26 protein-coding genes are annotated in these 18317 nt (G+C 67.4%); 19 read left to right on the forward strand and 7 right to left on the reverse strand.

The window, feature by feature from the left end:
- The first annotated feature begins 9 nt into the window (after positions 1-9).
- Positions 10-726 carry an arylesterase gene (locus NL2_RS09360; RefSeq protein ID WP_068074062.1) on the forward strand — a complete coding sequence of 239 codons (717 nt, stop codon included), beginning with the start codon at positions 10-12 and terminating at the stop codon, positions 724-726.
- A 130-nt stretch (positions 727-856) separates the two neighbouring features.
- Here the strand turns inward: NL2_RS09360 and recF are convergent, their stop codons facing one another.
- Complete coding sequence (gene recF, locus NL2_RS09365; protein WP_068074064.1) at positions 857-1960, reverse strand: DNA replication/repair protein RecF; 1104 nt, start codon at positions 1958-1960, stop codon at positions 857-859.
- A 129-nt stretch (positions 1961-2089) separates the two neighbouring features.
- The gene (pspF, locus tag NL2_RS09370; protein ID WP_068074066.1) at positions 2090-3145 is read right to left on the reverse strand and encodes a phage shock protein operon transcriptional activator; all 1056 of its coding nucleotides are present in this window, start codon (positions 3143-3145) and stop codon (positions 2090-2092) included.
- Positions 3146-3326: 181 nt separating this feature from the next.
- Here pspF and NL2_RS21420 point away from each other — a divergent pair, with 181 nt between their 5' ends.
- From NL2_RS21420 to NL2_RS09415, 10 genes are all read left to right on the forward strand, one after another.
- Positions 3327-3485, forward strand: a complete 159-nt coding sequence (locus NL2_RS21420) for a hypothetical protein (protein WP_169799500.1) — start codon at positions 3327-3329, stop codon at positions 3483-3485.
- A complete protein-coding gene (gene pspA / locus NL2_RS09375) occupies positions 3482-4336 on the forward strand; it encodes a phage shock protein PspA (protein ID WP_245647636.1) in 855 nt (284 codons plus the stop codon). The genes NL2_RS21420 and pspA overlap by 4 nt, the downstream gene beginning before the upstream one ends.
- A gap of 3 nt (positions 4337-4339) precedes the next feature.
- Positions 4340-4645, forward strand: a complete 306-nt coding sequence (gene pspB / locus NL2_RS09380; protein ID WP_068074068.1) for an envelope stress response membrane protein PspB — start codon at positions 4340-4342, stop codon at positions 4643-4645.
- On the forward strand, positions 4642-5019 hold the full coding sequence (pspC, locus tag NL2_RS09385) for an envelope stress response membrane protein PspC (RefSeq protein WP_068074070.1): 378 nt from the start codon (positions 4642-4644) through the stop codon (positions 5017-5019). Before pspB ends, pspC begins: the two co-directional genes overlap by 4 nt.
- A gap of 23 nt (positions 5020-5042) precedes the next feature.
- Positions 5043-5327 carry a hypothetical protein gene (locus NL2_RS09390; RefSeq protein ID WP_068074372.1) on the forward strand — a complete coding sequence of 95 codons (285 nt, stop codon included), beginning with the start codon at positions 5043-5045 and terminating at the stop codon, positions 5325-5327.
- Complete coding sequence (locus NL2_RS09395) at positions 5324-5689, forward strand: hypothetical protein (protein ID WP_068074072.1); 366 nt, start codon at positions 5324-5326, stop codon at positions 5687-5689. The genes NL2_RS09390 and NL2_RS09395 overlap by 4 nt, the downstream gene beginning before the upstream one ends.
- Positions 5686-5958, forward strand: coding sequence for a hypothetical protein (locus NL2_RS09400; RefSeq protein WP_068074074.1), 273 nt, complete (start codon positions 5686-5688; stop codon positions 5956-5958). Before NL2_RS09395 ends, NL2_RS09400 begins: the two co-directional genes overlap by 4 nt.
- A gap of 97 nt (positions 5959-6055) precedes the next feature.
- Complete coding sequence (locus NL2_RS09405; RefSeq protein WP_068074076.1) at positions 6056-6322, forward strand: hypothetical protein; 267 nt, start codon at positions 6056-6058, stop codon at positions 6320-6322.
- Positions 6323-6356: 34 nt separating this feature from the next.
- Positions 6357-6623, forward strand: a complete 267-nt coding sequence (locus NL2_RS09410) for a hypothetical protein (RefSeq protein WP_068074078.1) — start codon at positions 6357-6359, stop codon at positions 6621-6623.
- A 126-nt stretch (positions 6624-6749) separates the two neighbouring features.
- Positions 6750-7175, forward strand: a complete 426-nt coding sequence (locus tag NL2_RS09415; RefSeq protein ID WP_068074080.1) for a SufE family protein — start codon at positions 6750-6752, stop codon at positions 7173-7175.
- Positions 7176-7264: 89 nt separating this feature from the next.
- Here NL2_RS09415 and NL2_RS09420 read toward each other — a convergent pair whose 3' ends face one another.
- Together NL2_RS09420 and NL2_RS09425 are read right to left on the reverse strand one after the other, a co-directional pair.
- Positions 7265-7645: a DUF1801 domain-containing protein gene (locus tag NL2_RS09420; RefSeq protein ID WP_068074082.1), complete on the reverse strand. Its 381-nt coding sequence runs from the start codon at positions 7643-7645 to the stop codon at positions 7265-7267.
- A gap of 3 nt (positions 7646-7648) precedes the next feature.
- Complete coding sequence (locus NL2_RS09425; RefSeq protein WP_068074378.1) at positions 7649-8179, reverse strand: sterol desaturase family protein; 531 nt, start codon at positions 8177-8179, stop codon at positions 7649-7651.
- 120 nt (positions 8180-8299) lie between these two features.
- Between NL2_RS09425 and NL2_RS09430 the strand changes: the two genes are divergently transcribed.
- From NL2_RS09430 to NL2_RS09460, 8 genes are all read left to right on the forward strand, one after another.
- Positions 8300-8677, forward strand: a complete 378-nt coding sequence (locus NL2_RS09430) for a hypothetical protein (RefSeq protein ID WP_157083124.1) — start codon at positions 8300-8302, stop codon at positions 8675-8677.
- A 119-nt stretch (positions 8678-8796) separates the two neighbouring features.
- Positions 8797-10227 carry a 3-isopropylmalate dehydratase large subunit gene (gene leuC / locus NL2_RS09435; RefSeq protein ID WP_068074380.1) on the forward strand — a complete coding sequence of 477 codons (1431 nt, stop codon included), beginning with the start codon at positions 8797-8799 and terminating at the stop codon, positions 10225-10227.
- Positions 10228-10269: 42 nt separating this feature from the next.
- Positions 10270-11322 carry a zinc ribbon domain-containing protein gene (locus NL2_RS09440; RefSeq protein WP_245647637.1) on the forward strand — a complete coding sequence of 351 codons (1053 nt, stop codon included), beginning with the start codon at positions 10270-10272 and terminating at the stop codon, positions 11320-11322.
- A 200-nt stretch (positions 11323-11522) separates the two neighbouring features.
- Positions 11523-11990, forward strand: a complete 468-nt coding sequence (locus tag NL2_RS09445; protein WP_369405443.1) for a DNA-deoxyinosine glycosylase — start codon at positions 11523-11525, stop codon at positions 11988-11990.
- Between the two features lie 53 nt (positions 11991-12043).
- Positions 12044-12208 (forward strand): hypothetical protein, encoded by a 165-nt coding sequence (locus NL2_RS21425; RefSeq protein WP_169799501.1) that lies wholly within the window; start codon positions 12044-12046, stop codon positions 12206-12208.
- A gap of 61 nt (positions 12209-12269) precedes the next feature.
- Positions 12270-12872 carry a 3-isopropylmalate dehydratase small subunit gene (leuD, locus tag NL2_RS09450; RefSeq protein ID WP_068074088.1) on the forward strand — a complete coding sequence of 201 codons (603 nt, stop codon included), beginning with the start codon at positions 12270-12272 and terminating at the stop codon, positions 12870-12872.
- A complete protein-coding gene (locus NL2_RS09455) occupies positions 12869-13867 on the forward strand; it encodes an NADPH:quinone oxidoreductase family protein (RefSeq protein ID WP_068074090.1) in 999 nt (332 codons plus the stop codon). Before leuD ends, NL2_RS09455 begins: the two co-directional genes overlap by 4 nt.
- 148 nt (positions 13868-14015) lie before the next feature.
- Positions 14016-14558, forward strand: coding sequence for a helix-turn-helix domain-containing protein (locus tag NL2_RS09460; RefSeq protein WP_157083125.1), 543 nt, complete (start codon positions 14016-14018; stop codon positions 14556-14558).
- Positions 14559-14571: 13 nt separating this feature from the next.
- Here NL2_RS09460 and NL2_RS09465 read toward each other — a convergent pair whose 3' ends face one another.
- The 3 genes from NL2_RS09465 to lpdA all read right to left on the reverse strand — a co-directional run bounded on the left by NL2_RS09465 (position 14572) and on the right by lpdA (position 18316).
- Positions 14572-15246, reverse strand: coding sequence for a trimeric intracellular cation channel family protein (locus NL2_RS09465; protein ID WP_068074094.1), 675 nt, complete (start codon positions 15244-15246; stop codon positions 14572-14574).
- Entirely contained in the window at positions 15243-16763 is a 1521-nt protein-coding gene (locus NL2_RS09470) for a DUF4403 family protein (RefSeq protein WP_068074096.1), read from the reverse strand. Before NL2_RS09470 ends, NL2_RS09465 begins: the two co-directional genes overlap by 4 nt.
- Before the next feature lie 152 nt (positions 16764-16915).
- The gene (lpdA, locus tag NL2_RS09475; RefSeq protein WP_068074098.1) at positions 16916-18316 is read right to left on the reverse strand and encodes a dihydrolipoyl dehydrogenase; all 1401 of its coding nucleotides are present in this window, start codon (positions 18314-18316) and stop codon (positions 16916-16918) included.
- Position 18317 lies beyond the last annotated feature (1 nt).

Here is an 18317-nt window from a genome sequence, read left to right on the forward strand (position 1 = left end):
CCTGCGACAATGTCGATCAAACTTGGCGTTATCGCCTGCCTCGCCATTCCCTGTCTCGCCATGTCCGGTTGCGGAAAGGGCGACGCGCCGACGTCTCCCGATACCGCATCCGCTGCGCCGCTGGCTTCGGTGTCGGCTGACCCGCTGGCCGGCGCGCCGGTGGTGCTCGCGTTCGGTGACAGCCTTTACGCCGGTTACCAGCTCAAGCCGGGCGAGAGCTATCCCGCCAAGCTGCAGGCGGCGCTGGCCGCGCGCGGAGTGCGGGCGAAGTTCGTCAATGCCGGCGTCTCGGGCGATACCACGGCGGCGGGGCTGGAACGGCTGGCGTTCACGCTCGACAACCAGCCGGTCAAGCCCGTGCTGGTGATGGTCGGGCTGGGCGGCAACGACATGCTGCGCGGGCTGCCGCCCGAACAGACCCGCCAGAACCTCACCGCGATCCTGGCCGAGCTGAAAAAACGGCACTTGCCCGCGATGCTCACCGGGATGCTCGCCGCGCCGAACATGGGCGCGGACTATGTCGCGAAGTTCAACCCGATCTACCCGGCGCTGGCCAACACCTACCATGCGCCGCTGGTGCCGTTCCTGCTCCAGCCGATCTTCACCCACCCCGAACTCAAGCTGGCCGACGGCATCCACCCCAACGCCGCTGGCGTCGACCGGATCGTCGTGGCCACGGTCGATCAGGTGGAAAAAGCGCTGAAGGCGGCGGAGAAGGGTGGGTAGGCCCGGATAGCTTTACCCTCCCCGCTCATCCCGAGCGAAGTCGAGGGATGCTGCGCTGTGTCCGCCGACAACTGAACGTGTCTCGACGACGCTCGACATGAGCGGGGAGGGGTGGCTTATCCAACGAGCTTCACACCCGCTCCACCTGCCCATCCGCCACGCGCCACACCGCCGCCTCGCCCGCGATGTCCGCGAACGGGGCGATCTCCGTCCCGGTCATCCACACTTGCGCGCCGCTGTCGCGCAGCCGGTCGAACAAGGCGGCGCGGCGCAGCGGATCGAGGTGCGCGGCGATCTCGTCGAGCAGCAGCAGGCGCTGGCGACTGTCGGCTGAAGGCTCCGCATGGGCCAGCCCGGCATGCGCCAGCACGATCGCGATCAGCATCGCCTTCTGTTCACCGGTCGAGCAATCGGCGGCGGGCGCGGCCTTGGCGGCGAGCGTGACGACCAGGTCATCGCGGTGTGGCCCCGCCAGCGTCCGCCCCGCCGCGCGTTCGCGCCGCCGTCCGGCGCGCAGGGCGCTGCGCAAGGCGGCCTCGTCGGGCACCACGTCACCGGCATAGACCAGCAGCGGCCGCGCGAACGGGTGCTCGGGCTGGGTCGCCAGCACGGCGGTCAGCGCCGCGACCAGCCCGGCGCGCGCCGTGCCGATCGCCGCGCCGCATTCCGCCAGCTGCACCTCCAGCGCATCGAGCCACGCCGGGTCGGGCTCGGCCGGTTCGGACAGCAGGCGGTTGCGTTCGCGCAGCGCGGTCTCGTAGCGCGCCGACAGCCGCGCGTGGCCGGGGTCGCGCGCCAGCACCATGCGGTCGAGGAAGCGTCGCCGCGCGCCCGGTCCTTCGGCGAACAGGCGGTCCATCGCCGGGGTCAGCCAGTTGATCGAAAGCCATTCGCCCAACCGCGCCGCCGGGCCTTCCGCGCCGTTGATCCGCACCATCCGGCGGTTGGGCGCGGAGGCGAGCGTGGCGGTGGACAGCACCACCGCGCCGTTCTCCAGCTCTGCCGCGACCGAAAATCCGCTGGCCGGTACAACGTCACCGTTGGTTCGCCCGGCCATTTCCGCGGCCTGCGCGCGCCGCAACCCGCGTCCCGGTGCGAACAGCGACAGCGCCTCCAGCACGTTGGTCTTGCCCGCGCCGTTCTCGCCCACCAGCACGTTGAAGCCACGTGTATCGGCCAGCCGCGTGGCCGCGTGGTTGCGGAAATTCTGCAGGGTCAGCCGGTCGAGCGCCATCGTGGGAGTGCTTAGGGCGCGGCGGCGCAAAGGCCTAGGGGTGTTGCGCCGTCCCGGACCTGATCCGGGACCGCTGGCCAACTGGCGCAACCCGGCCACCGGTCCCGGGTCAAGCCCGGGACGACGCCATCAGCCCCCCGCGCGCTCCATCAGCCCGTGCTTCTTCAGGCAGTGGCGCAGCTGGTCGTAAGTGAGGCTCAGCGCCTTGGCGGTGTGGCGCTGGTTGTAGCGGTGCTTGCCCAGCGCATGGACCAGGATCGCGCGTTCGTGCGCATCGACCGCGCCGCGCAAGTCGGCCACGCCGTCGAAGTGGTGTGCCGGTGCGGGGGCGGCGGCCGTGTGGGCAGGCGCGCGGTTCTCGTTCGCAGGGGGCGGGGCAGGGGACGCCACCGGCGCCGCTGCACCGGGTCGCCACGGCGATTCGAACGGATCGAACTGCATGTGCGCGATCGCGTTGTATGGATCGTCCCAGCGGTACACCGCGCGTTCGATCACGTTGCGCAGTTCGCGCACGTTGCCGGGCCAGGGGTGGTCCTCCATCGCCTGCGCGACATGCGGGGCAAAGCCCGGCCACGCATCCCAGCCGATCTCCGCGCCCATCCGCCGCCCGAAATATTCGGCGAGCACGCCGACATCGCCCTCGCGGAAGCGCAGCGGCGGCAGGGTGATGACCTCGAAGCTCAGCCGGTCGAGCAAGTCGGGGCGAAAGCGGCCTTCCTCGGCCAGCTTGGGCAAGTGCTCGTTGGTCGCGGCGACGATGCGTACATCGACGTGGATCGGACGCGATGACCCGATGCGCGTGACTTCGCCGTATTCGACCGCGCGCAGCAGGCGCTCCTGCGCGCCCATCGACAGCGTGGCGAGTTCGTCGAGGAACAGCGTGCCCTTGTCGGCTTCCTCGAACCGGCCGACGCGCGCGCGGGTGGCGCCGGTGAACGCGCCGGCTTCATGCCCGAACAGTTCGGCCTCGATCAGCGTTTCGGGCAGCGCCGCGCAGTTGAGCGTGACCAGCGGTTCGTCCCAGCGCGTGGACAGGCGGTGGAGGCGTTCGGCGATCAGTTCCTTGCCCGTGCCGCGCTCACCGATGACCAGCACTGGGCGGCGCATCGGCGCGGCGCGGCTGGCGCGCTCGACCGCATCGAGGAACGCGCCCGACTGGCCGATGAACTGGACTTCACGATCCATGCCTGACACCCCGAGTCCAACGCCGCGATCCGGCCCAACTCATAGCGGAATTTCCCAATGTTGGGCAATAGACACCATTGAATTTGTCCGCCGCAACGCCGAAATTGGCGGAAATGCGCCGCTCGCGGCAGTTGGCACACGCCTTGCTATATCATGAACAACCAGATCACGGAGACCGATCATGACCACCCGCCCTTTCTTCTCGACCACGCTCGGCCGCGCAGCGCTTGCCAGCATCCTGGCGATGGCGGCGATGAATGGTGTTGCCCTGACCCACCAGTTGCGCGCCCAGCCGGCGTTGCTGGCATCCAGTGCGGCGATCACCGGCGAGCTGGCGTGAGCGAGGAGCTCACCCCCCTCGGTCCCGGGCCCGGTTCAGCGCGGGGCCGCCGTTCCTCGCGCTTCGACGAGGAAGTCGAAGCCTTGCGCACCAACGCCGGTTCGCGCCAGAACGGCGCTTTCGGTTCCGGTCGTTCTTTCACCAGCGGAGTTCAGTTCATGGGCATCTTTTCGCGCACCCGCGATATCATTGCCGCCAATTTCAATGACTTGCTTGACAAAGCAGACGATCCTTCGAAGATGATCCGGATGATCATCCTCGAAATGGAGGAAACGCTGGTCGAAGTGCGCGCCAGCGCCGCCCGCACCATCGCCGATCAGAAGGAAATGCACCGCCACACGGTCAAGCTCGACCGGCTGCAAGCCGACTGGGCGGACAAGGCGCAGCTCGCGCTGAGCAAGGACCGCGAGGATCTGGCCCGCGCCGCGCTGGTCGAGAAGAAGAAGGCGGCCGACATGGCCGACCAGCTGAAGGCCGAGATCACCGTGCTCGACGATGCGCTGCGCGCGTACGAACTCGACATCGAGAAGCTGCAGAACCGCCTGCGCGAAGCCCGCAGCCGCCAGACCGCGATCGCCGCCCGGCTCGAAAGCGCCGAGAACCGCGTCAAACTCCGCACGCTATTGTCGACCGAGCGTGTCGATGAAGCGATGGCCCGTTTTGACCAGCTCGAACGCCGGGTCGATTATGCCGAAGGCCGCGCCGACGCGATGAGCCTGGCCGACAGCTCGACCACGCCGAGCCTGGCCGACCAGATCTCCGCGCTTTCGGGCGGCGACGTGATCGACGACGAGCTGGAAGCGATGAAGGCCGCAATGAACAGCGGCTCCGCCGCACCGAAGGAGGGTTGAGCCATGGGTGACCTGATCCCCATATTCGTCTGCGGGTTCCTGTTCATCGGGCTGCCGTGGATCGTACTACACTACATCACCAAGTGGAAAACCGCCGCCACGCTGACCACCGGCGACGAGACGCTGCTCGATGAGCTGTACCAGCTTGCCCGCCGTCTCGATGAGCGGATGGACACCGTCGAACGCCTCGTTTCCGCCGACAACCCCGAATTCAAGCCGCCGCGGATCATGCACGACCGCGAAGTCGACAATCAGCCGCTGCGCGAAATCGATCGCATGATGGCTGACACCAGGAGGACATCGAAGTGAACAGCGAACGCACCCGCTTCTACCGCGACAAGCTCAACGGCAAGCTGATGGGCGTCTGCGCGGGGATCGCCGATTACACCGGGATCGATACCGTCTGGGTTCGCCTGGCCACCATCATGCTGCTGTTCACGCTCGGCCCGATCCTGCTTGGCGCCTACTTCGCCATCGGCTTCCTGGCCTCGAAAAAGCCGCAGCACTTGTACGTCGACCGGCAGGAACAGCGGTTCTGGCAGGGTGTGCGCCAGTCGCCCGCCCGCACCGCCCGCGAAGTGCGCGCCTCGTTCCGCGACATCGATCGCCGCCTGGCCGATGTGGAAAGCTTCTACGTCAGCAACAACCCGCGCCTTTCGGCCGAAATCGACCGCCTGCGCTGAGCAATCCACAAGGGGGAATGGTCATGGGACCGGATACAATCTGGGTGTTGATCCCGATCTTTGCGATGATGATCCCCATCACCAAGGTGTGGGCCAGCCATCGCCAGAAAATCGTCGAAATGCAGGTCAATGCGACCGCCAGCCTGAGCGCCGAAAAGGCCGCGCAGTACGCCTCGCACAGCCGCGAACTGGAAGAACGGGTACGGGTGCTGGAACGCATCGTCACCGACAAAGGCTACGACGTGGCCACCCAGATCGAGGCGCTGCGCGATGCCAGGTCGATCGAGAACGGGAGCGCACGGCAATGAGTGGCGATTTTGTCTCGACGCTGCCATGGCTGATCGGCGGCGGGCTGGTCATGGGGTTCTCGGGCGTGATCGGGTGGATCTACACCACGCGCCTCAAGATCCATCACGGCTATCCGCTGGAGGGCATGTGGGGCCAGTCGCTCAAGCCCGGTATGGGCAGCGAGGCGGCCGAGCGGGTCAAGCTGCTCAGCCAGGAAAACGCCGCTCTGCGGGCAGAGATCGGATCGATCAAGGACCGGCTGGGCAATGTCGAACGCATCGTGACCGACAGCGGCTATGGCCTGGGCGACCGGATCGAGGCGCTGCGCAACCAGGACGCGGGTCGGCCCGCTGCGATCAAGGACGGGAGCACACGGCAATGAGCCCGGAAGACATGTTCGCGTTTGTCGCGTTGCTGATCGGGCTGGCGATCACGCTGGGGATCTTTTCCGACGTGTACAAGCGCCGCCTGCAGTTCAAGGAGCGCGAGCTGGAACTGCTTTCGCAACACACCGCCGAAAAGGCCGCGCAATATGCCGCGCAGTCCGAACGGCTCGAACAACGGGTGCGCGTGCTCGAACGCATCGCCACCGACAAATCCACCGACGTCGCGCTGCAGATCGAAGGCTTGCGCGATCCGTCGGTGAATTGAACTGGCCCTCGGTCAATTGAACCGGCCGTCGGTCAACTGAACCGGCCAACTGAACCGCGAGCCCATCGGGCTCTGACCTCACAGGAGTGAATGCGTCGTGGGATTCTGGAACGCTGTCGTCATCATCGTCGCGATCGTCGTGTTCGCCAACATGCGCCGCCATCGCCACCTTTCCGGCGGCGACATCGCGCGGCAGCCGTTCGCGCAGCCCGACAGCGGCTACACCCGCGAGTTGGCCAATCGGGACCTGGAGCGCGAAGTGGTCGACTTGCGCAAGCGGCTGGAGGTGCTGGAACGCATCGTCACCGATGAACGCGAGACCAAGCGCCTTGCCCACGAAATCGAATCGCTGCGCGACCGCTGAGGCCGCGCCTGCTTCTCACCCGGAGTGACTTCGCATGAGCACCGAAATCGCCAGCCCCGAAATCCTCGTCATCGCCGCTGCTTCGCTGATCGGACTGGGGGTGATCGCCGCCACGCTGCTCAGGGCCTGGCACGACTGGCTGCAGCTGAAGCGGCTCGAGATCGAGCATGGCCGCGGCGACAGCCTGTCCACTGGCGCGCCCCTGTCGGGTCCAGTCTCCGGCATGGCGCGGATCGAGATGGCCGACCTCAAGGAACGCATCCGCAAGCTGGAAGCGATCGCCAGCGGGGTGGACCTCTGAAATTTTGTCCGCTCATCCTGAGCTTGTCGAGCCGAAGGCGGCCGCAGGCCAACGACGGTCCTTCACTTCGCCACGCCAGGCAGTAAAGAGCGACCCTTCGACAAGCTCAGGGTGGACGGATTTCTGGTGAGGCCTCTCGACGACATTCTCGAAGAATACCTCTTCCTCGACGGCGACGAACGCTATCGCCTGCTGATCGAGCTGGGCCGCGAGCTGGAGCCGATGCCCGATGCGCTGAAGACCGACGCCACGCTGGTGCGCGGCTGTTCGGCCAGCGTGTGGGTCTATCCGGTGCCCAGCGACGCAGGCCGTGGGGGGCAGGGCACATTGCACTTCCTGGCCGACAGCAACGCCGCGATCACCAAGGGCATCGTCGCGCTGGTGCTGTCCGCGGTGCAGGACCGCGCCGCTGCGGACGTGGCGACGATGGACGTCGCCAAGGCGCTTGGCCCGTTCGATCTGAAGAACCAGCTGTCATCCAATCGCACGCAAGGCGTGCCCAACATGATCGCGCTGGTGAAACAGCACGCCGCGCGGCTGGCGGAAATCTAGCGTCGTCCCGGACTTGATCCGGGACCGCAGGCCGTGAAGCGCCCGACCGCCAGCGATCCCGGGTCAAGTCCGGGACGACGCCAGGATTCTCAGCGCTTTTTCTTCGATCCGTTAAGCTCCGCCGACCCACGCACCAGCGCCTGGAACGCCTCAGCGTCGATGTCCCCGCCTTCGTGGATATCGATCGCGCGGCGGGTGTTGCCGTCCAGGCTGGAATTGAACAGCCGCGCCGGATCGTCGAGCGCTGCGCCTTTGGCGAACGTCAGCTTGACCACCGCCTTGTACGTCTCGCCGGTGCAGAGGATGCCGCCGTGTTCCCACACCGGTACGCCGCGCCACTTCCACGTCTCGGTCACGTCGGGCACCGCCGCGTGGATCAGCGCGCGTATGCGGGCGAGCGTGACGCCGCGCCAGTCGCCCAGTTCGCGGATGCGCGCGTCGATCTGGTCTGAGGCAGAGAGTTCGCTCATAGCCTATCCTTCCACCGCCTCGCGCACCACCGCGATCCCTGCCGCCTTCTGCGCCGCCAGTTCGCGCTTGAGCGCCGCGGGATCGCGCGCGATGACGAAGCCGAAGCTGACCCCGCCCGCTTTGCCGATGGTCGCATGGTGCAGCTTGTGCGCCTGCACCAGCCGCTTGGCATAGCCCCGGCGCGGCACCCAGCGGAACCAGCGCTGGTGCACCAGCCCGTCATGCACCAGCGTATAGATCACGCCGTAGAACAACACGCCCAGCCCCAGCCACGTGCCCGGCGCCCACGCCGCAGGCCCGCGCACCAGCGGGCTGCCGCTGGCGAACAGGCCGATGCTCAGCGCGGCGCCGACCAGTGCGAAGCGGTCATTCTTTTCGAGCAGGCGGTCGTGCGGTTCGTGGTGGTCGCGGTGCCAGCCCCAGCCGAACCCGTGCATCACGTACTTGTGGCTGGCCCAGGCGACCAGTTCCATCGCCGCAGCGGCGCCCAGCGTGAGCGCGATGGCGGTCGGAATCGAAAGCTGGGCAGACATCGCGCCACCATAGCGCATCGCGGGCGGACGCGACACAATCTTACAAATCGAGAGGGACCCGTACCTGCACATCGGGCATTCTCCTGCCATCGCAAACCATGCATTGATTGGAGAAAAACGATGCGTAAACAGATTCTTGCCGCGATGCTTCCCGCGCTCATGCTCGGCATTGCCGCCACCCCCGCCGCCGCGCAGGACTGGCGCCACCGTGACGACGACCGGGGCGGCTGGCAGATGACGCCGGCGCGCAACAACCAGATCCGCGCCGATATCTGGGCGCTCGACAACGCCATCGCCCGTGCCCAGTCCAACCGCACGATTTCCCCGCGCGAAGCCTACGGCCTGCGCCGCGACAGCAACCAGATCCGCGCCACGTTCAACGCCTATGCCCGCAACGGGCTCGATCGCGGCGAAGTGGCGCAACTGCAGACCCGCGTGAACCGCGTGCGCCAGTCGCTGCGCATGGAGCGTCGCGACTGGAACAACTGGCGCGGGTAAATCTTTCGCCGGGGCGCAACAAGATTGCGTCCCGGCGGCTCCCGGCGCGCCCATTCCTGCTTGAAAACGTAAGTGGGCGCGCCTAACCGGCTGTTATGACCAGCCCATCCAAAGCGGATATGCCGCGCACGCTGTACGAGAAAATCTGGGACGCGCACGTCGTCGAAACGCGCGACGATGGCACCTGCCTGCTCTACATCGACCGGCATCTCGTGCACGAAGTGACCAGCCCGCAGGCGTTCGAGGCGCTGCGCACATCGGGCCGCACCGTCCGCCGCCCCGATCTGACGCTGGCGGTGCCCGACCACAACCTGCCGACCACCGCGCGCCTTGACGCGGCGGGCAACCCGCTGCCCATCGCCGACGCCGAAAGCGCCGCGCAACTCGCCGCGCTGACCCGCAACGCGCCCGAATTCGGCATCCGCTACATCGGCGCGACCGATGCCGAGCAGGGCATCGTCCACGTCGTCGGGCCCGAGCAGGGCTTCTCGCTGCCCGGCGCGACGATCGTCTGCGGTGACAGCCACACCGCCTGCCACGGCGGCATGGGCGCGCTGGCGTTCGGCATCGGCACCAGCGAGGTCGAGCACGTGCTGGCCACGCAGACGCTGCAGCTCACGCCGTCCAAGACCATGGAAGTGCGCGTCGAGGGCGATCTTTCGTCCGGCATCACGCCCAAGGATCTGATCCTGCACATCATCGGCGTGATCGGCACGGCGGGCGGCACCGGTCACGTCATCGAATATCGCGGCAAGGTGTTCGAGGACATGAGCATCGAGGGCCGGCTGACGGTGTGCAACATGAGCATCGAGGGCGGCGCGCGCGCCGGCCTGATCGCGCCCGACGCCACGACCTACGCGTTCCTCAAGGGCCGCCCTTACGCGCCCACGGGTGCGGATTGGGATGCGGCGGTGGTTTGGTGGGACAGCCTTGCCACCGATCCCGGCGCGACGTTCGACAAGTCGGTGACGATCGACGCCGCCACCATTCTGCCCACCGTGACCTGGGGCACCAGCCCCGAGGACGTCGTGCCGATCGACGGCGTGGTCCCCGCGCCGGAAAGCTTTGCCGACCCGTCCAAGCAGGACGCCGCGCGCGCCAGCCTCGCCTACATGGGGCTGGAGCCGGGGCAGCGGATGGACGCAGTCGAGGTCCAGAACGTGTTCATCGGCAGCTGCACCAACAGCCGGATCGAGGACTTGCGCGCCGCCGCCGACGTGCTGCGCGGGCGGCACAAGGCGGCCAACGTCAAGTGGGCGATCGTCGTGCCCGGATCGGGCCTGGTCAAGCGCCAGGCCGAGGCGGAAGGGCTGGACAAAGTGTTCACCGACGCCGGGCTGGAATGGCGCGAGCCGGGCTGTTCGGCGTGCCTGGGCATGAACCCCGACAAAGTCCCGCCGGGCGAACGCTGCGCCAGCACGTCCAACCGCAACTTCGTCGGGCGGCAGGGCCCGGGAGCGCGCACGCATCTCGTTAGCCCGGCGATGGCGGCGGCGGCGGCGGTCACCGGCCACCTTACCGACGTGCGCGCGCTTGCCCCGGTAGGCTGAGCGGCTTACCCCTGCGTTGGAGTTGCGGCGGAGGGAACGGCGATGGACTTGGTAAAAGGCGTGCGCGTGCCCGAACGCGCCTATCGCATCGTGCTGTGGGTGGTGTCGCTGGTGTTCGCCGGCTTCATCATCGGGCTGGGCAACCTCGTCATCGGCGATCTGCCGATGGTCGAGCAGCAGGTCGTGCCCGAAGTCAGCACGTCGTCGCCGCAGATGGTCCGGCTGCGCAGCGACCTGACCGCCATCGCCGCGCGGCGCGGCCAGATCGATGACAAGCTGGAGATCGCCAAGCTGCAGCTGACGCAGGCGCAGCGCGCCTCGCAGACCGGCAGCGAAACCTTTGCAGCATGGATCGCCGCGCGCACCGCCACCACCGATCCGCAGCAGGACCCCGAAGTGCTCGCCCGCACCCGCCAGCTCGAACAGGCCAAGGCCAGTGAGCGTGCGGTCCAGCAGGCCATCGATGCGCTGGAGGACGAACGCGTCCCGCTCAACCAGCACGAGAGCGCGCTGCTGGCGCAGCAGTCGCAACTGTCCGCCGATGCCATCCCCGCGCAGGAACGCGCGATGTTCTGGCAGGAACTGCGCGTGTTCGCGCTGCGACTGGCGATCACGCTGCCGATGCTGCTGGTCGCGACGTGGCTGGTGGTGAAGAAGCGCCGGTCCGATTACTGGCCGCTGATGCGCGGGTTCGTGCTGGCGGCGGTGTTCGTGTTCTTCGTCGAACTGGTGCCGTACCTGCCCAGCTACGGTGGCTATGTCCGCTATGTCGTGGGCATCGTGCTGACGTTCGCGGCGGGGCATTTCCTGATCAAGAACATGCGTACGTACCTCGCGCGGCGGCAGGCGGCCGAGGCGCAGGCCGAGGACGAGCGCCGCAAGCTGGTCAGCCACGACGAGGCGTTCAAGAAGATGGCGGCCAAGCAATGCCCCGGCTGCGACCGCCCGATCTCCACCACCGACGGCGCGGAAAGCAACTTCTGCGTCCACTGCGGCATGACCCTGTTCAACCACTGCGCCGGCTGCGACGCGCGCAAGATGGCGTTCTACCGCTATTGCATGGCGTGCGGCGTGCCGGCCGAGGCGCCTGCTTGAAGGGCATATCTCGCCTCACCATCACCCTGCTTGTCCAGAGCGGAGTATGCCCATCCCCAATCCCGACCGTCCTGAGCTTGTCGAAGGACTGCTCTTTTTCTACTGTTGCTGAAGTGAAGGACGATCCTTCGACAGGCTCACGATGAGCGGGGTATTGGGGGTAAGTCACTATCAGCACCCGCAAATCCTCGTTCGCCCCCATCACCAGCGCACGCACCCGCTTGCTCATCCTCGGTAGCCTGCCGGGGGAGGCGAGTCTGGCGGCGGCGCGGTATTATGCGCATCCGCAGAACGAGTTCTGGCGGTTGACCGGCGGGGCGATCGGGCAGGACGTGGCCGCGCTCGATTATCCCGCACGGCTGGCCGCGCTCGACGCCGCCGGGATCGGGTTGTGGGACGTGGTCGGCTCGGCGCGGCGCGCAGGCAGCCTCGACACCGCCATCCGCGAAATAGCCGCCAACCCGCTGGCCGACCTCGTCGCCACGCTGCCCCAGTTGCGCGCGGTGGCGTTCAACGGCGGCACCGCCGCCCGCATCGGTCGCCGCCAGCTTGGCCGCCCAGTTGACCTCGCGCTGATCGACCTGCCGTCGAGCAGCGCGGCCTATTGCCGCATACCGTTCGCGCAAAAGCAGGAACGATGGGATGAGTTGCGGATATTCCTCGCGTGACGCTTGCAATGCGGCGGTAACAGGCCAATTTTGGTGCCTGAGAGGAGTTTTTCGTGAACAAGAAGATCGACAAGCCCAGCTGGACCGGCGCCGCCGCCATGGCGGGGGCCGCCATCGGTTCGGCCGCGCTCGCCGCCGCGCTGCTCTACACCTCGCGCCGCAAGGAACGTGCGGAAAGCGCCAGGAAGCCCAAGCTCGATCCGATCGACACCGATTGATCGCAAATGCCGGGCGATCGGCACCCGTTGCACGGGCGGTGGCCGTCGCTATAGCGGTGGCATGGAACCGGTAAACCAGATCGATGGACGGGCTATCCCGTTCGGCCGCAAGAACGTCGACACCGACGTCATCATCCCCGCACGCTGGCTGAAGACGATCAGCCGCGAAGGACTGGGCAAGGGCGCGTTCGAAACGATCCGCGCCGATCCCGACAACATCTTCGACAGCGCCGAATTCGCCGGATCGCCGATCCTGATCGCGGGCGACAATTTCGGCTGCGGGTCCAGCCGCGAGCACGCTGCGTGGGCGCTGCTCGACCTCGGCATCAAGGCGGTGATCGCGCCGAGCTTTTCGGACATCTTCTCGGGCAACGCGTTCAAGAACGGCATCCTCACCGTGGCGCTGCCGCAGGACGAGATCGACCGGTTGATGGAGGTCGCGAAGACCGATCCGGTGCACATCGATCTGGAAGCGCAAAGCGTGACCACACCGTTCCAGGACCGGTTCAGCTTCGAGATCGACCCGTTCCGCAAGGCCTGTCTGCTGGGCGGGCTCGACGAGGTCGGGCTCACGCTGGCGCGCGGCGATGCGATCTCGGCGTTCGAGCAACGTGCAAAAGTGGCGCGGCCGTTCTTGGCGCAGGGTACGGGGATCGCGGCATGAAGGCGCTGCGCACGCATGCCGTCGGCGGGCCCGAGACGCTGACGCTCGACGACATTGCCGATCCGGTGGCGGGCAAGGGCGAAGTGGTGGTCGCGGTGAAAGCCTGCTCGATCAACTTCCCCGACACGCTGATGATCCGCGACATGTACCAGTTCAAGCCGCAACGCCCTTACGCGCCGGGCGGTGAATTCGCCGGCGTGATCGAGAGCGTGGGCGAGGGCGTTTCCGGCTGGAAAGCCGGCGACCGCGTGATCGCGATGACCGGCCATGGCGGGCTCGCCGAAAAGGTCGCGGTCGAGACCGGGCGGCTGTTTCCTCTGCCCGACGGGGTGAGCTTCGAGGTCGGCGCGTCGCTGCTGATGACTTATGCCACCACGATCTACGGGTTGCAGGACCGCGGCCACCTCAAGGCGGGCGACACGCTGCTGGTGCTGGGCGCGGCGGGCGGGGTCGGGCTTTCGGGCATCGAACTGGGCAAGGCGATGGGCGCGCGCGTGGTCGCCGCCGTATCGAGCGAGGTCAAGGCGCAAGTCGCGCGCGAAGCGGGCGCGGACGAAGTGGTGATCTACGGCCGCCCACCGTTCGACAAGGACCAGGCGCGCAGCCTGACCGAAGCGTTCAAGGCCGCCTGCGGCGCCGACGGCGCCAACGTGGTCTACGATATCGTCGGCGGCGAGTATTCCGAGGCCGCGTTGCGCGCCATCGCGTGGGAAGGGCGGTTCCTGGTCGTCGGCTTCCCGGCGGGCATCGCCAAACTGCCGCTGAACCTGACGCTGCTGAAATCGTGCGATGTCTGCGGCGTGTTCTGGGGCGGCTTCATCGCGCGCGATCCGGCGGCCAACGCGGCGCATGTCGCCGAACTGTTCCGCCTGCTCGCCGACGGCAAGATCGCCCCGCGCGTGTCCGAGACGTTCCCGCTGGAACGCGGCGGCGACGCCATCGCCAAACTCGCCAACCGCGAGGCGGTGGGCAAGCTGGTGGTGACGATGGGGTAGCTAACGTCGGCTCAGATCAAGGCGTCGAGGCACCGCAACGACCCGATTCTCTGCTTAATCTGCAAAAAGTGATGTGCTGTCGTGAAGATGTCGTGGTCAAGCAGGCGCCCCGTGCGCAATTTGTCCTGACGAATGACAGGAGGCGTACTTGCAGATCGATCCAGCAAAGCTTGTTGAGGCCCGGATGGCGCGGGCCATGTCGCAAGAAGAAGCGGCCACTGCCGCCGACCTGAGCGCGCGAACGATTCAACGGATCGAGGCCGGGCACCCGGCGTCGCTGGAAAGCACCAAGGCGCTGCTCACGATCTTCGGTGCCGATATCATCCATGAGCCCGAGTCGCAGGTTCCTGGTGTGGAGGCTTCGCCATGGCTGCTGCTGCGATCGCGTGTCGCCCGGGCAATGCGCCGATCGGCCAGCTTTGGCTTCGACGGACTACGGCTGGTTTTCGTGGTGACCTTCCTGCTGATCGCCGCCGCGAAACCGTTCATGCCGGATCGGACCGGCTTGTTCGTCGGCGGCGACGGGGCGATGCTGGGGATGGCCACGCGCCAGCCGACCAGTTCGCATGAAGTGCTAGGCTACTGGATAACGCCACTGCTGGCAATCGTGGCCATCGCCCTGCTGCTCAGCATCGGCCGGTTCCGGCACGCTGCGGCACCCCGGTTGCGCGAGTATTCTTCACGCGTCTGAGCGGGGCCCGTCGCTATCCCCCGCCGCCAAACGCGGGCAATGCCAGCCGCCACCGTATAGCCGCGCCGCGCAAGGCAAAGCCCGCCAGCGCTGCCACCGGCCACACCAGTCCGCGCGGCAGGCCCAGTGCAAACCCGCCCGCGAACAGGCCGGCCGACAGTGCCGCAGCGGTGACGTACAATTCGGGCCGCATCAGGATCGACGGACGGCCCGCCAGCACATCGCGAATGATCCCGCCGACGCAGCCGGTGATCACCCCCATCAGCATCGCCGGGACGGGCGCCACGCCGTAGCCCAGCGCCTTGGCGGTGCCGAGCACGGCATAGGCGGCCAGCCCCAGCGCGTCGGCCCAGTCGAGCAGTCCGTAGGTTTCATCGTCCACCGCCCACCACCGGCGCGGGGAGAACCACGCGACCAGCGCGGTGGCCAGGCACACCGGCGCCACCCACGGATCGCGCACCCAGAACACCGGCGCGCCGATCAGCAGGTCGCGCACCGATCCGCCGCCGACGCCGGTCACCAGCGCGAAGAACGCGCAGGTCACGAACGTCTGCCGCAGCCGCGCGGCGAGCAGCGCGCCGGTCAACGCGAACACCGCGATGCCCGCCAGATCGACCACGTTGACGATCGCGGGCAGGGCCAGTGGCAGCGCATGCGGCAGTATCGCGGGAAGGGCGGCGGCGCTCATCGCATGTCGAGTTCGACCGACGCGGTGCCGGTGCCCCACACCGGCAGGTACAGGCCCTGGCCCGCCGCCTTCAGCGAGCCGGTGCGCACGTTGTCGATCCGTGCGCGGATCACGAAGTTGCCTTCGCGCTTTTCATCGATGGCGCGGCCGATCTTGCCCATCAGATCGTTATAGTCCTTCGCGAAGTTCTGCGCGAGCGCGTCGGCGATGGTCTGCGACAGGCCCGGGGTGTTGGCCAGCTGCAGCAGCAGGTTGGTGCCCGTCCGGTCGGTCACCCCGCTGACCGCCAGATCGGCGAACGAGACCTGTTGCGTGCCCGCCGGGTTGACCGGGGTGCCGGTCAGCCACACGGTGCCGCTCGACTTGCCCAGCCGGTCGGCCGCATCCTGCGCGCTGAAGGTTACCCCCACCGCGATGCGCCCGGCGCCAGGCACGTTTCCAGGGGTGCCATAGATCGTCGCCTTGCCGAACTTGGCGTTGACCGGGCCGACGCCGGGCACCTCGAACGGGCGGGCCTCGCGCTTGCGCAGCGCCTTTTCGATCACCGGTTCCAGCTCGCGATAATCGGCCATGACCGGGATGTAGAACAGCAGCTTGCCCGGCGTGGCGTTCAGTTTTGCCAGCGGGGGCAGCGGCGTGCGCTCGGGGTCCGCCGGGCGATCGCCAACGAAACTCTCGGTCAGCGTCTCCATCCCCAGCCGCAGCACGATCGCGCGGCCTTCGATGGCATAGCCGCCATAGCGCAGCGACTTGGGCGTCAACCGCATCCACACCGGCGGACGCGCATCGTTGAGCTTGAGCGAGGTGAACGCCTTGGCCCAGCTGTCCGCCACTTTCTCATGGAAGTGCAGCTTGGCCAGTTCGCGCGGCAGCGTCTGCTCCAGTCTGGCGATCACGCCCTGCAGCTTCGCGTCGGCCTTGCTGGTGAACTCGATCCGCTGGCCGAGGAAATCGATCCCCGGCTCGCGCGTCCAGTCATAGGCGATGGCGACCTTGCCGCCCAGCGACCAGTCGCGCGCCAGATCCAGCTTCACCACCGCGCGCACTTGCGCATCGCCGGTGGCGGTCTCGCGCTTGAGGATGCCGCCGACGTCGTTGGCGCTGACCGTGGCGTGGATCGGCATGGTCACGACGATGTTCTGCCCCGATCCGCTGACCGTCAGCGGCCCGCGCGTCACCTGGCCGACGATGCGGCAGTGGAGCGTGGGCGTGACCTTCAGCTTGATGCCCAGCAGCTTGACGTGCTGCGGCGGCACGCACGTCTGCCCCGGCTTGTCGATCGTCCACAGCGTGCGCGGGATCGCCTGTTCGAGCGCGGCGGTCAGGTCGGAAATGTCGGCGTGCACCGGCACCGCGATGACCGATGTCTGCGGCGACAGCACGATGGCATCGTCGGCGCGGGGCGGGGCGCCGACGTGGGTCTTGTCAGAACAGCCAGCCAGCGCGATCGCAGCCAGCCCAAGCGCTGCCAAACCGGCTTGCACCGCCGGGCGTCGCCCGATCCGCTGTTCCGTCATTCGCATCGTTTGCCTGTGCCCCGCAGTCCCCATGTCGCGGCTCAACCCGCGAACCGGGACTTGGGTTCCACGGCAGGGCGCCAGTGGCAAACGGCGGTCCGTCCGGTCTGGGGTGGCAGCGCGGTCCGGTGCCGACGATCAGGTGGGCGGGATCAGATGTGGATCGGCTTGCCGTTGACCGCCATCGCCGCTTCCTTCAGCGCCTCGGCATGCGTCGGGTGCGCGTGGCAGGTGTAGGCAATGTCTTCCGACGTCGCGCCGAATTCCATGCCCAGCGCGGCTTCGGCGATCATCGTGCCCGCCACGCTGGCGATGATCCACACGCCCAGCACTTTGTCGGTCTTGGCGTCGGCGATCACCTTGACGAAACCGTCGGTCTCGCGGTTGGTCTTGGCGCGGCTGTTGGCCATCATCGGGAACTTGCCGACCTTGATGTCACCCGCCTCGCGCGCGGCTTCCTCGGTCAGGCCCACGCCGGCGATCTCGGGCATGGTATAGACCACGCTGGGGATCACCGCGTGGTTGACGATGCCGGTCAGCCCGGCGATGTTTTCGGCCACCGCGATGCCCTCGTCCTCGGCCTTGTGCGCCAGCATCGGGCCGGGGATGACATCGCCGATCGCCCACACGCCGTCGATCGTGGTGCGGAAATCGTGGTCGGTCTCGATCTGCCCGCGCTTGTTGGGGGCCAGCCCGATCGCTTCGAGGTTCAGCCCCTCGGTGTTCGGACGCCGCCCGATCGACACCAGCACGCAGTCGGCCTCCAGCGTTTCTGCCGCGCCCCCTGCCGATGGTTCGAGCGTCAGCGTGGCCTTGCCGCCGGACACGGTCGCGCCGGTGACTTTGGTCGACAGGCGCAGCTCCATGCCCTGCTTCTTGAACAGCTTGGCGCTTTCCTTGCGCACTTCGCCGTCCATGCCGGGCAGCAACTGGTCGAGGAATTCCACGACGGTGACCCTGGCACCGAGCCGACGCCATACCGAGCCCAGCTCCAGCCCGATCACGCCGCCGCCAATCACCACCATGTGTTCGGGCACACGATCGAGCGCCAGTCCACCGGTTGAATCGACAATGACGCCCGCATCGTTGTCCACCGCCACGCCGGGCAGCGGGGTCACACTCGATCCGGTGGCGATGACGATGTTCTTCGCGGTGATCGTCTGATCGCCCACGGTGACGGTGTGTGCATCCTTGAACGCGGCGCGGCCCTTGATCCAGGTGACCTTGTTCTTCTTGAACAGGAACGCGATCCCGCCGGTCAGTTCCTTGACCGCCAGCGCCTTTTCGCCCTGCAGCGCGGGCAGGTCGAGTTCGACCGAGCCGAGCTTGACCCCGAACTTGGCCAGCGTGCCATCGTGCGCTTCCTCGAAGAATTCCGAGCCGTGGAGCAGCGCCTTCGACGGAATGCAGCCGACGTTGAGGCAGGTGCCGCCCAGCGTCTCGCGGCTTTCGACGCACGCGGTCTTCAGCCCCAGCTGCGCCGCGCGGATCGCCGCGACATAACCGCCCGGGCCCGAACCTATGATCAGGACGTCGTAGTCGTAGTCAGCCATT

This window comes from Novosphingobium lentum NBRC 107847 (genome assembly GCF_001590965.1).
Taxonomy (GTDB): domain Bacteria; phylum Pseudomonadota; class Alphaproteobacteria; order Sphingomonadales; family Sphingomonadaceae; genus Novosphingobium; species Novosphingobium lentum.